Origin of the sequence: Nonomuraea cavernae (assembly GCF_014646355.1) — a bacterium.
In the GTDB taxonomy this organism is placed as follows: domain Bacteria; phylum Actinomycetota; class Actinomycetes; order Streptosporangiales; family Streptosporangiaceae; genus Nonomuraea; species Nonomuraea cavernae.
In genome coordinates this window covers 97,258-109,117 of record NZ_BMNH01000021.1, presented here as the reverse complement: position 1 = coordinate 109,117, position 11,860 = coordinate 97,258, and the positions used below count along the sequence as shown (strand labels likewise).

The window sequence follows — 11,860 nt, the reverse complement described above, 5'->3', positions numbered from 1 at the left end:
GGTCTCCCGCGCCCTTCTTCTCACCGGCACCCTCGTTAGGTGCAGCGCCGGTCTTCGATCGAAGCGCCCGGTCCTGATGACCGGAAGCCACTACCGAGGACCGGCCCGCATGCGTCGCGGGTCGCATGGTGCTTGTGCGGACGCGGGGCTGTAAGTGTCTCGGATCTTCAGTTGTACGCCAGGCGCGCGGTGGCATGCCTCCCGACGCGCCGGGCTGATAGCCGAAGGGAGCGACGCGGACGCCGCTCCCTCCTCATGCTATCGGCGCAGGCCGAGCCGCTCGATGAGCGAACGGTAGCGCGCGATGTCGACCTTCTGCAGGTACTTCAGCAGGCGGCGCCGGCGCCCGACGAGCAGGAGCAGACCACGACGGCTGTGGTGGTCGTGCTTGTGCGTCTTCAGGTGCTCGGTGAGCTCGCTGATGCGCTTGCTGAGGAGCGCGATCTGCACCTCGGGCGAACCGGTGTCGCCGTCGGCCGTCGCATACTCGGCGATGATGGACTTCTTGGCAGCGGTGTCGAGGGACACGGCTCTCCTTCAAATACATGGACACGCGCGGATGAACAAGAATTGCGAACGACCGTGCGTGCCTACAGTCGCCGCAGCGAAGCCGTTCGGGCAGCGCTCTCCGCCGCCGTCACAGAGCCGACATGCAAGGTTACCACTCCGAGTCGGGTGCTCGCGTATCGTCACGCGCCACGGACTCGGCGGTCAGGCGGCGGGTCTCGGCGACGTCGGCGTGGATCTGGGTGACGAGCGCCTCGATGGAGTCGAACCTGGTGTTGCCGCGCAGCCTCGCGGCGAAGTCGACCGCCACGTGCACGCCGTACAGCTCCAGGTCGTCGCGGTCGAGCGCGTACGCCTCGACGGTGCGTGGCACGCCCTCGAACGTCGGGTTGGTGCCGACCGAGATGGCCGCGGGCCAGCGCTCTCCCTCGTAGAGGGTGGGCAGGTTGGCGACCGGCACGCATTCGAGCCACCCCGCGTAGACCCCGTCGGCGGGGATGGCGCTGTGCGGCGGGGTCTCGACGTTGGCGGTGGGGAAGCCGAGCTGGCGGCCACGCTGGTAGCCGCGCACCACCACGCCCTCCACCCGATGCGGACGGCCCAGGCCGGCGGCGGCGCCCTCGACGTCGCCCGCCGCGAGCCGCTCGCGGATCCGGCTGCTGGAGATCGCGTCGAGCAACGGGACGGCCTCGACGGTGAAGTCGTACTTGTCGCCCAGCGCGCGCAGGGTCTCGACGTCGCCGGCCGCCCGGTGGCCGAACGTGAAGCCCTCCCCCACCACGACGACGGCCGCGCGCAGGCGGTCGGCCAGCACGGTCCGCACGAACTCACCGGGGCTCATCCTCGACAGCTCCAGCGTGAACTCCAGCACGCAGATGTCGTCCACCCCCAGCTCGGCCAGCAGCTCGGTGCGGCGGCCGGGCGTGCTGAGCCGGGGCGGCTGCATGCCGGGCCGCACCACCTCGTCGGGATGCGGCTCGAACGTGACGGCCACGCCGCGCAGCCCCTTCTCACGGGCGATGCCCACGGCCCGCTCGACCACCCGCCGGTGCCCCCGGTGGACCCCGTCGAACATGCCGATCGCGACGACGGCCCTCTCCGAATCCAGCACTCCCGGCCCCATTCGCTCGTGGCAGATCAATCCCCACCAGCCTGCCATGCTGGTCGGTCTTCGTTCCAATCGAGGGCGGTACGATCGGTCGCACCATGCCTCGATACGCCCTTCTGATCCTGCCTGCCTTCAACCGGGTCTACGGCGCCAGCGCCGTCCGGCTGACCCGCGCCGAGCTGACCGTCTTCGGCGGCGCGCTGGAAGGCGAGCTGTCGGGGATCGAGGAGACCACCCTCGGTGGCGTACCTTATGTCACCTTCGAGGGGTCCTTGACCTCGCACGACCTCGACCTGCTGGCCAACCTGTCGTCGGTCTACGCGATCTTCGGCATGGAGGGCGACCTGCTGCGGCCGCTCACGATGCGGCCGCTCGACCGGCTGAGCAGCGACCTGATCACCATCCAGAAATACGCCGGCAAGACCAACGAGCACTTCACCAAGCTCCTGCTCAACGTCACCGTGCTGGCCTCCGGCTTCCCCCTCGACGGCAAGCTGTCGGTCCTCGACCCGATGTGCGGCCGCGGCACCACGCTCAACCAGGCCCTCATGTACGGATACGACGCCTACGGTGTCGACGTCGACGGCAAGGACTTCGAGGCCTACTCCGGCTTCCTCAAGACCTGGCTGAAGAACAAACGGCTCAAGCACACCGCCGAGACCGTGCCCGTACGCCGTGAGCGGGCACTGGCCGGGCGGCGGCTCAACATCTCCTTCGGGTTGACGAAGGAGGCGTTCAAGGCGGGCGACGTGCAGCGCGTCTCGGTGGTCAACGCCGACACCCTGCGCGGGCGGGAGTTCTTCAAGCCACGTTCGTTCGACGTGATCGTCACCGACGCGCCCTATGGCGTACAGCATGGCAGCAAGAGCGGCGGCGGCGGGCTCTCGCGCAGCCCGCTCGAGCTGATCAGGCAGGCCGTGCCGGTCTGGGCCGAGCTGTTGCGGCCCGGCGGCGCGCTCGGCATCTCGTGGAACACCTACGGCGGCAGCCGCGACGACCTCGCCGAGATCCTCACGTCGGCCGGGCTCGACGTGGCCGGGCATCCCGACTTCGAGCACTGGGTGGACCAGGCGATCGTCCGTGACATCCTGGTGGCCCGCAAGCGGTGACCCGTCAGGTCACGAAGACCGCCAGCGGCTTGGCCAGCCGGCCCTGCTCCTCGACCAGCGCGAGCAGCTCCCCGTCCGGGCCGAACACGCCGATCGGCTCCTTGCCGAGCCCCGCGGCCGGCAGCCGGCCCCCATGCCGGACGATCACGGCCTCCTCGACCGTCACGTCGCGCCGTGTGAACGCCGCCGCGACGGCCTCGCCGATGGGCAGGATCGCGCACTCGGCGGCCAACTCGTCGAGGGTGCGCGCCAGGGACAGGTCGTAGGGGCCGACCCGGGTGCGGCGCAGCGCCGTCAGGTGACCGCCGACGCCCAGCCCGGCGCCCAGATCGCGGGCCAGCGACCGGATGTAGGTGCCGCTGGAGCAGGTGACGACCGCGTCGACGTCGACGACGTCGCCGTCCGTCCGGATGTCGAGCACCTCGAAGCCGCGCACGGTGACCGGACGGGCGGCCAGCTCGACGTCCTCACCCGCGCGGGCCCGCTTGTAGGCCCGCTCGCCGTTGACCTTGATCGCGCTGACCTGCGGGGGGATCTGCATGATCTCGCCGGTGAGCGCGGCGACGCCCTTGTGGATCTCGGCCGGCGTCACGCGCGCCGCCGATGCCGTCACGGTGACCTCACCCTCGGCGTCGTCGGTGTTGGTGGTCACGCCCAGCCGCATCGTGGCGGAGTAGACCTTCTCCGTCAGCGCCAGGTGACCGAGCAGGCGGGTCGCCTTCTCCACGCCGATCACCAGCACACCTGTGGCCATCGGGTCGAGCGTGCCCGCGTGGCCCACCCGCCGGGTGCCCGCGAGACGCCGGATGCGGGCCACCACATCGTGGGAGGTCCAGCCGGCCGGCTTGTCAACGATGATCAGACCGCTCTCGGCCATCAGACCTTCCCCAGCAGACGGCGGAATGCGCCGATGGTGTCGTCAACGCTCTCGTGCGAGGTGAACCCGGCCGCGTTGCGGTGACCGCCGCCACCCATCGCCGCGCAGAGCGCGCCCACATCGGCCGTGCCCTTGGACCGGGTCGAGACCTGCCAGGCGCCCTCGTCGTCCTCTTTCAGCACCACGGCCACCTCGGCCTCGTCGGTGCGCCGTACGATGTCGATGATGCCTTCGACCTCGGAATAGGGCAGGCCGTAGGCCGCTCGGTCGACCCGGGTGACGTAGGTCCAGACCAGCTCGTCACAGAGCTCCACCCGGTCGAGCGCGGCGGCGAGCACCTTGAGATAGCCGAACGGCGAGCGGTCCCACAGCTCGCGGGCGATCTCGTCGGTGCGCAGACCGGTGGCGACCAGCCGGGCGGCCATCTCGTGGGCCGCGGGCGTGGTCGAGGAGTGCCTGAACGATCCGGTGTCGGTCACCAGCCCGGCGTACAGGCAGGTGGCGATGTCGCGGTCAAGCGTGCCCCCGAGCCGGTGGATGAGCTGCTCGGCGAGCATGGCCGTCGCCGCGGCGCCGGGATCGACGAGGCCGACCGTGCCGAAACCGGTGTTGGACCGATGATGGTCGACCACGATGACCTCGCGGGCGGCGGCGACGCTCGGCCCGATCAGGCCCAGCCGCTCGGCCGATGGGGAATCGAACGTCATCATCAGCTCGGGCGCGGCCGGATAGTCCTCCGGCGGGACCAGCATGTCCTGGCCCGGGAGGAACCGCAGCAGGCGCGGCACCGCGAAGTGCCGGTCGCCGAAGGACCCGACCACCCGCTTGCCCATCGACCTCAACGCGAAGCCGGTGGCCAGCATCGAGCCGAGCGCGTCACCGTCAGGTGACACGTGACAGGCCAGCGCGATCTCGTCGGCTCCCGCGATCAGGTCGAGCGCCCGCTCCCAGGTGGCCTCGGAGATCGGTGACACCGCGGCCCCCAGGCGGGGCGGGCGCTCAACGCGGTCGCGCACGTCCGGCGTCACGGTGCCGCATGTCCCGCCTGGTCGGCCTCGTCCTCGTCGGGCTTCCGGTCGAAGTCGGCCTCGTCCTCGTCGGGCTTCCGGTCGAAGTCGGCCTCGTCCTCGTCGGGCTTCTTGTAGGGGTCGGCCTCGCCGGCGTAGGCGGCGCCCTCCGCCTTGCGGGCCACCTCCGCGTCCCGCGCCCTGGCCACGCTGATCAGATCGTGGAGCTGGCGGGCGCTGTCGGGCAGCGGGTCGTGAGTGAACGTCAGTGTCGGAGTGAAACGCACGCCGGTCTGCCTGCCCACCTCAGATCGGATGATGCCCTTGGCGCTTTCCAGAGCGGCGGCGCTGTCGGCGCGCTCGGCATCGGAGCCGAACACCGTGTAAAACACCGTGGCCTCACGCAGGTCTGCGGTGATGCGGGTGTCGGTGACGGTCACGAACCCCAGGCGAGGGTCCTTGATCCGGCGCTCCAGCATCTCGGCCACGATCTGCTGGATGCGATCGGCAAGCTTACGCGCTCGTGCTGCATCCACCATGTTCGCTCCCCCTCACGCACGACCGTGGTCGTGCCGTCGTTCAGTCATCGTCGTTGTAGAGCCGCTGCCTGGCGGACAGCAGCTCGATCTCAGGATGGAACGCCACCACCCGCTCGCAGGCGTCCAGCACCTCCTTGCAGTTACCCGCTGAGGCGGAGACCACCGCGATGCCGACCTCCGCTCTGCGATGCAGGTCGAGGTGGCCGGTTTCGGCTACGGCGACGGCGGGAAAGCGCCGGTGCAATTCGGCGACCAGAGGCCGCACGACCGAGCGCTTCTGCTTCAGCGAATGCACGTCGCCGAGCAGGATGTCCAGGGTTAGCGCACCCACATACATCGTTGGCAACCACCGCTTGTCCTGGTGTGTGAAGCGCACGCCGAGCCTGCTGCGGTGGTGACCAGACTCTGACGTACGAGAGGCGCCCGGCGGATGGTCCGCCGGGCGCCCGGCCGCGCGGTTATGCGCGCGGCTTCTCCCGCATCTCGAACGTCTCGATCACGTCGTCGATCCGGAGATCGTTGTAACCGAGCCCGATGCCGCACTCGAAGCCCTCACGGACCTCGGTCGCGTCATCCTTGAAGCGCCGCAGCGAGGAGACCGTCAGGTTGTCGGCGACGACGACGCCGTCGCGGATCACCCTGGCCTTGCTGTTGCGGACGATCACACCGGAGCGGACCAGCGAACCGGCGACGTTGCCGATCTTCGGCACCTTGAAGACCTCGCGGACCTCCGCCGTGCCCATCTGGACCTCTTCGAACTCGGGCTTGAGCATGCCCTTGAGCGCCGCCTCGATCTCCTCGATCGCCTGGTAGATGACCGAGTAGTAGCGGATGTCGACGCCCTCGCGCTCGGCCAGGTCGCGCGCCCGAGGCTCGGGGCGGACGTTGAAGCCGATGATGACCGCGTTGTCGTCGGCGACCGCCAGGTTGACGTCGTACTCGGTGATGGCGCCGACGGCGCGGTGCAGCACCCGAAGGTTGACCTCGTCGCCCACGTCGATCTTGAGCAGGGCGTCTTCCAGGGCTTCCACCGAACCGGACACGTCACCCTTGATGATGAGCTTGAGCTCGTCGACGCGACCCTTCTCGAGGTCGCTGAACAGCTCCTCGAGGGTGCGGCGACGGCTCGACTTCGCCATGTCGGCGCTGCGCTTGCGCGCCGCGCGCTGCTGGGCGATCTGCCGGGCCATCCGGTCGTCGGTGACGACGATGAAGTTGTCACCGGCGCCGGGCACGGCCGTCAGACCCATCACCTGAACGGGACGGGACGGCGTGGCCTCGTCGACCGGCTCGCCGTTGTCGTCGAGCATCGCCCGGACGCGGCCGAAGGCCTCGCCACAGACGATGGAGTCGCCGACGCGGAGCGTGCCGCGCTGGACCAGGACGGTCGCGACGGGGCCGCGGCCCTTGTCGAGGTGGGCCTCGATCGCGATGCCCTGGGCGTCCATCGTCGGGTTGGCCCGCAGGTCGAGCTCGGCGTCGGCGGTCAGCACGATGGCCTCGAGGAGGTTCTCGATGCCGGTGCCGTTCTTGGCCGAGATGTCGACGAACAGCGTCGAGCCGCCGTACTCCTCGGCCACCAGGCCGTACTCGGTGAGCTGGGCCCTGACCTTGTTGGGGTCGGCGCCCTCCTTGTCGACCTTGTTGACCGCGACCACGATCGGCACGTCGGCCGCCTGGGCGTGGTTGAGGGCCTCGATCGTCTGAGGCTTCACGCCGTCGTCGGCCGCGACCACCAGCACGGCGATGTCGGTCGCCTTGGCACCACGGGCACGCATGGCGGTGAACGCCTCGTGACCCGGGGTGTCGATGAAGGTGACCTTGCGCTCTTCGCCCTCGTGCTCGGTGGCGACCTGGTAGGCGCCGATGTGCTGGGTGATGCCACCCGCCTCGCGCGCCGCCACGTTGGTCTTGCGGATGGCGTCGAGCAGCTTGGTCTTACCGTGGTCGACGTGACCCATGACGGTCACGACCGGCGGCCTCGCGGCCAGGTCGGCCTCGTCGCCCTCGTCCTCGCCGAACTCGATGTCGAAGGCCTCGAGAAGCTCGCGGTCCTCCTCCTCCGGGCTGACCACCTGGATGTTGTAGTCGAGCTCGGCGCCGAGCAGCTGCAGCGTCTCCTCGTTGACCGACTGCGTGGCGGTCACCATCTCGCCGAGGTGCAGCATGATCTGCACCAGCGCGGCGGGGTTGGCGCCGATCCGGTCGGCGAAGTCGGCCAGCGACGCACCGCGCGGAAGACGGATGGTCGCGCCGTTGCCACGGGCGACCTGCACACCGCCGATCGCCGGAGCCGACATGTTGTCGAATTCCTGGCGCCTCTGACGCTTGGACTTGCGGCCACGCGCGGGACGACCGCCGGGACGCCCGAAGGCACCCGCGGTGCCGCCGCCACGACCACGGCCACCGCCACCCGGACGACCGGCGAAACCGCCGCCGCCACCGGGACCACCGGTGCTCGTGCCGGGACGACCCGCACCGCCACCGGGACGACCGGCGAAACCGCCGCCGCCACCGGGACGACCGCCGCCGCCACCCGGACGGCCACCGCCGCCACCACCACCGGGACGGCCACCGCCGCCACCGCCGCCAGGACGGCCACCGCCGCCACCGCCGGGACCGGAAGGCCGGCCCTGCGGCATCATCATCGGGTTGGGACGCGGACCACCGGGACGGGGACCACCCGCGCCGGGACCGGGACGCGGTCCGGCGGCGCCGGGCGGACCCGGACGCGGACCGGCCGTGCCCGGCCTGCCCTCGCCGCCGCCACGACCCTGCGGCGGGCGCGGGATGGCGCCGTCACGCGGCGGGCCGTCACGACGCTCGCGCTGGCCGGGGCCGCCGCCATCGCGACCGGCGCCGGGACGCGGCGGACGGGACTGGCCCATGCCGCTGGCGTTGGACGAGAAGGGGTTGTTGCCCGGACGCGGGCCACGGGGACCCGGCTTGGGACCGGGACCCGGACGGGGGCCACCACCGGTGGACGCACCCGGACGCGCGCCGCCGGAGGCACCGCCACCGGACGCCCCGGGACGGGCCGCGGGGCCGGGCTTGGGACCCGGACGAGCCGCGGGACCCGGACGCGGGCCGGGCGCGGGACGCGCGCCGCCGTCGGAACGCGGAGCGCTCTCGGGACGCGCGCCGCTGTCGAAACGGGCCTGCGGAGCCCCGGACGTGTCGCCACGAGCGGCCTCGGGCTGCTGCGCCGGGGGCTGCTGCTGGGGCATGGGGACCGGCGGGCGAGGCGTGCCGCTCGTCGCCGGGCCGGGACGCGGACCGGGCTTGGGACCCGGACGCGGAACCGTGGGGGTCGGCGCCTCGGCGGCGCCGTTGGCGGCCTGGCTGCTCGCCGGCCGTGGTGCAGCCTTCGGCGGCTGCGGTCTGGACGGCGAACCGCCGCCCCTTGAGGGCCCACCCTTGGATGCGCCCAGTGCTTCGGTGAGCCTGCGGACCACCGGCGCCTCGATGGTGGAGGACGCCGAACGGACGAACTCTCCCATCTCCTGGAGCTTGGCCATGACGACCTTGCTCTCTACGCCGAACTCCTTAGCGAGCTCGTATACCCGGACCTTCGCCACTGCACTCCCTTACTGGCCCGGGAGGCTGGCTGTGCCGTCCGGACCGTCGCTACCTTGACGTCTTCATCGCCGCGTGCTCATCAGGCGCTCATAGCAATCTGACTCCGCCCATCAACTCGGCGTCCTACATGACATTTCGTATTTCTCCTCTTCCAGGTGCGCCCGCACGCGCGAGACGTCAAGCGGCCCCGGCACGCGGAATGCGCGCGGAAACGCCCGGCGACGCTCGGCAAGCTCCAGACAACTCATGGTCGGATGCAGCGATGCACCCCGGCCAGGAAGCCGTCCTCGCAGGTCAGGGACCAGATGATCCTCGACCAGCACCAGGCGGAGCAGCTCGGACTTTGCCGTGCGGCCCCTGCAGCCCACACAGGTGCGCTGTGGAGCCGCGTGGCCACCATATTCCAGCTTACCGTGTTGACGCATCTACGGAACCGGCGGCATCCTCGGCCTGGGTGTCAGGGCGGATGTCAATCCGCCATCCGGTGAGCCTGGCCGCGAGCCGGGCATTCTGCCCTTCCTTGCCGATGGCCAGCGAAAGCTGGTAGTCGGGCACGGTCACCCTCGCCACCCGTCCGTCGAGGTCGAGGACCTCAACGTGGGAAACACGCGCGGGAGACAGGGCATTCCCGACGAACTCGCCCGGATCCTCGGACCAGTCGATGATGTCGATCTTCTCGCCGTGCAACTCGGTCATCACGTTGCGCACCCGGGAGCCCATCGGGCCGATGCAGGCGCCCTTGGCGTTGACGCCCTGCTTGCGAGACCTCACCGCGATCTTGGTACGGTGACCGGCCTCGCGGGCCACCGCGGCGATCTCCACGGTGCCGTCGGCGATCTCGGGCACCTCAAGGGCGAACAGCTTCTTCACCAGGCCGGGGTGGGTGCGCGACAGCGTGACCGAGGGACCCTTGTGGCCCTTCTTGACCTGCACCACGTAGACGCGGATGCGCTCGCCGTGCACGTAGTCCTCGCCGGGCACCTGCTCGTTGTGCGGCAGCACGGCCTCGATCTTGCCGAGGTCGACCAGCACCACGCGCGGGTCCTTGCCCTGCTGGATCACGCCGGAGACCAGCTCGCCCTCGCGGCTGGCGAACTCACCGAAGTTGATCTCGTCTTCGGCGTCGCGCAGCTGCTGCAGGATCACCTGCTTGGCGGTGGTCGCCGCGATCCGGCTGAAATTGCTGGGTGTGTCGTCGTACTCCCGGACGATCTCGCCGTCGTCGTCGAGCTCGGCCGCCCAGATCGTCACGTGCCCGCTGCCCCTGTCGAGCTCGGCCCGCGCCTTGGGCGCGGCGCCGTCGGTGCGGAAGTAGGCGATCAGCAACGCGTCCTCGATCGCCTTGACGACCAGGTCGAAGGAGATGTCCTTCTCCCGCTCCAGGCTGCGCAGGACGCTCATGTCGATGTCCACGAGGCTTCCCCCTTAGCCTTCGTCGCCGTCGACGTCGGTGTCGTCGTCGATCCGGCGGAACTCCACCTGCACCCGTCCGCGGGTCAGGTCCTGATAGTCGAGCCGGCGATCGGCGCCGCCGATCTCGAGGTCTACGCCGCTCTCGTCGGCCGAGCGCACCCGGCCCTCCAGCACGGTGCCGTCTCTCAGCTCGGCCTTCACCAGCCGCTTGGCCGCGCGCCGCCAGTGGCGCGGCTCGGTCAGCGGGCGGTCGACGCCCGGCGAGGAGACCTCGAGCGTGTAGGCCGCGTCGCCCATCGCGTCGTCCTCGTCGAGGGCGGTGGAGACGGCCTGGCTCACGTCGGCGACGTCGTCGAGGCTCACCCCTCCGTCGCGATCGACGATCACGCGCAGCAGCCGGCGCTTGCCGGCCTGGGTGACCGTGACGTCCTCCAAGTCGAGGCCCTCCGCGCTGACGACGGGCTCGAGGAGCTTCATCAGGTGGTCGCGGGGTGATGCGCTGCCCATATCGACCTCCCCTATTGTCAAGTCTCAGCCGGGCGGACCTCGCCACTGGCTCTCCGCCGTGCGGGCGCTCAGCCAGCGACGACAGTTGACACCCTATCTGTACGAGGGCACGGATAGAGCGCCACTCGACGCGCGGGGAACGGCAAGCCCGGCCTGACAGCGAGCGGGGGCACGAGCCCTTACGATGCTAGCTGCGGTCCGTAGTCCTGGAGGTCCCTGCCCGTGCGCCCTTCTCTCTCCCGGCGAGCCGTGCTGGCGGGCGCAGCGGCCGCGGCGGCGCTGGCCGGATGCAGCACCACGACCGGCGCCCCGCCCACCTCACCGCCGCCGGAGCCGCCGGAGCGGGTGCTGGCCCGGCAGTTGATCGCCGAGAAGGAGGCGACCATCGCCCTCTACTCCACGCTGATCGCGGACGGCGGCGCCAGGCTGACCCCGTTCAGAGATCGTCACCAGGCCCATCTGTCCGAGCTGCGCAGGCGCTTCCCCGGTGTCCCCGCCGCCTCGGCCACTCCCTCGGCCACTCCCTCCGCCGCCCCTTCGGCCACGGCCGCTCCCAAGGTGACGCTGTCGCGGCTGCGGACCCTCGAACGCAGGGCGGCCGCCCTGCGCACCCGACAGCTGACCGGGGTGCCGCCGGCCATGGCCCAGCTGGTGGCCAGCATCGGCGCCTGCGAGGCGGCCCACGCCGTCGCCCTGCCGAGGTCGCTGTGAGCGACGATCTCGACAAGCTGCGCAAGGCGCTGGCGGCCGAGCACGCGGCCGTCTTCGCCTACGGTCTGATCGGTGCCCGCACGTCGGGGTCGCTGCGGGCGCTGGCCACCCAGGCGTTCGACGCCCACCGGGCCCGCCGCGACCAGCTCCGCGCGCTCATCACGGGCCGGGGCGGGCAGCCGGTGGAGCCGGAGGCGTCCTACGCCCTGCCCGCGGTGCCCACGGGAGCGGCGGCCGCCGTACGGCTCGCGGCGCACGTGGAGGCGGGCATGACGGCCGCCTACCTGGAGCTGGCGGCCGGTGAGGACGCCGCTTTGCGGAAGTACGCGGCGCTGGCCATGCAGGAGTCGGTCACCCGGTCCTACTCGTTCCGGCCCACGATCGCCGCCTTTCCCGGTCTGCCCGAGGCGACCCCGCAGCCGTCCGGCACGACGCCGGGCGGCTGACCCGGGCTGCGGCCCGCGAGGGCGGGGTCAGGCATCGGGGGCCGGGCATCGGACGAC

Annotated in this window: 13 protein-coding genes; 3 read left to right on the top strand and 10 right to left on the bottom strand. The window is 71.0% G+C overall.

Annotated elements, in window-relative coordinates:
* Positions 1–258: 258 nt before the first annotated feature.
* Together rpsO and IEY82_RS27705 are read right to left on the bottom strand one after the other, a co-directional pair.
* On the bottom strand, positions 259–528 hold the full coding sequence (gene rpsO / locus IEY82_RS27710) for a 30S ribosomal protein S15 (protein WP_189127169.1): 270 nt from the start codon (positions 526–528) through the stop codon (positions 259–261).
* A 130-nt stretch (positions 529–658) separates the two neighbouring features.
* Entirely contained in the window at positions 659–1,630 is a 972-nt protein-coding gene (locus IEY82_RS27705) for a bifunctional riboflavin kinase/FAD synthetase (protein ID WP_189127203.1), read from the bottom strand.
* 83 nt (positions 1,631–1,713) lie between these two features.
* Here IEY82_RS27705 and IEY82_RS27700 point away from each other — a divergent pair, with 83 nt between their 5' ends.
* Positions 1,714–2,724 (top strand): TRM11 family SAM-dependent methyltransferase, encoded by a 1,011-nt coding sequence (locus IEY82_RS27700; protein ID WP_189127168.1) that lies wholly within the window; start codon positions 1,714–1,716, stop codon positions 2,722–2,724.
* 4 nt (positions 2,725–2,728) lie between these two features.
* Here IEY82_RS27700 and truB read toward each other — a convergent pair whose 3' ends face one another.
* From truB to rimP, 8 genes are all read right to left on the bottom strand, one after another.
* Positions 2,729–3,601: a tRNA pseudouridine(55) synthase TruB gene (gene truB, locus IEY82_RS27695; RefSeq protein ID WP_189127167.1), complete on the bottom strand. Its 873-nt coding sequence runs from the start codon at positions 3,599–3,601 to the stop codon at positions 2,729–2,731.
* Positions 3,601–4,617, bottom strand: a complete 1,017-nt coding sequence (locus IEY82_RS27690; protein WP_225263836.1) for a DHH family phosphoesterase — start codon at positions 4,615–4,617, stop codon at positions 3,601–3,603. The genes truB and IEY82_RS27690 overlap by 1 nt, the downstream gene beginning before the upstream one ends.
* An 8-nt stretch (positions 4,618–4,625) precedes the next feature.
* On the bottom strand, positions 4,626–5,147 hold the full coding sequence (rbfA, locus tag IEY82_RS27685) for a 30S ribosome-binding factor RbfA (RefSeq protein WP_189127165.1): 522 nt from the start codon (positions 5,145–5,147) through the stop codon (positions 4,626–4,628).
* Positions 5,148–5,187: 40 nt separating this feature from the next.
* Positions 5,188–5,484 carry a DUF503 domain-containing protein gene (locus IEY82_RS27680; protein WP_189127202.1) on the bottom strand — a complete coding sequence of 99 codons (297 nt, stop codon included), beginning with the start codon at positions 5,482–5,484 and terminating at the stop codon, positions 5,188–5,190.
* Positions 5,485–5,605: 121 nt separating this feature from the next.
* Positions 5,606–8,725: a translation initiation factor IF-2 gene (gene infB / locus IEY82_RS27675; protein ID WP_189127164.1), complete on the bottom strand. Its 3,120-nt coding sequence runs from the start codon at positions 8,723–8,725 to the stop codon at positions 5,606–5,608.
* A 111-nt stretch (positions 8,726–8,836) separates the two neighbouring features.
* The gene (locus tag IEY82_RS27670) at positions 8,837–9,151 is read right to left on the bottom strand and encodes a YlxR family protein (protein ID WP_189127163.1); all 315 of its coding nucleotides are present in this window, start codon (positions 9,149–9,151) and stop codon (positions 8,837–8,839) included.
* A complete protein-coding gene (nusA, locus tag IEY82_RS27665; RefSeq protein ID WP_189127162.1) occupies positions 9,135–10,139 on the bottom strand; it encodes a transcription termination factor NusA in 1,005 nt (334 codons plus the stop codon). Before nusA ends, IEY82_RS27670 begins: the two co-directional genes overlap by 17 nt.
* 12 nt (positions 10,140–10,151) lie before the next feature.
* Complete coding sequence (gene rimP / locus IEY82_RS27660; RefSeq protein ID WP_189127161.1) at positions 10,152–10,646, bottom strand: ribosome maturation factor RimP; 495 nt, start codon at positions 10,644–10,646, stop codon at positions 10,152–10,154.
* 222 nt (positions 10,647–10,868) lie between these two features.
* On the opposite strand from rimP, the gene IEY82_RS39445 reads away from it, so the two are divergent.
* Both IEY82_RS39445 and IEY82_RS39440 read left to right on the top strand, forming a co-directional pair.
* Positions 10,869–11,357 carry a twin-arginine translocation signal domain-containing protein gene (locus tag IEY82_RS39445; protein ID WP_225263838.1) on the top strand — a complete coding sequence of 163 codons (489 nt, stop codon included), beginning with the start codon at positions 10,869–10,871 and terminating at the stop codon, positions 11,355–11,357.
* Entirely contained in the window at positions 11,354–11,803 is a 450-nt protein-coding gene (locus tag IEY82_RS39440; protein ID WP_225263841.1) for a ferritin-like domain-containing protein, read from the top strand. The genes IEY82_RS39445 and IEY82_RS39440 overlap by 4 nt, the downstream gene beginning before the upstream one ends.
* Positions 11,804–11,860 lie beyond the last annotated feature (57 nt).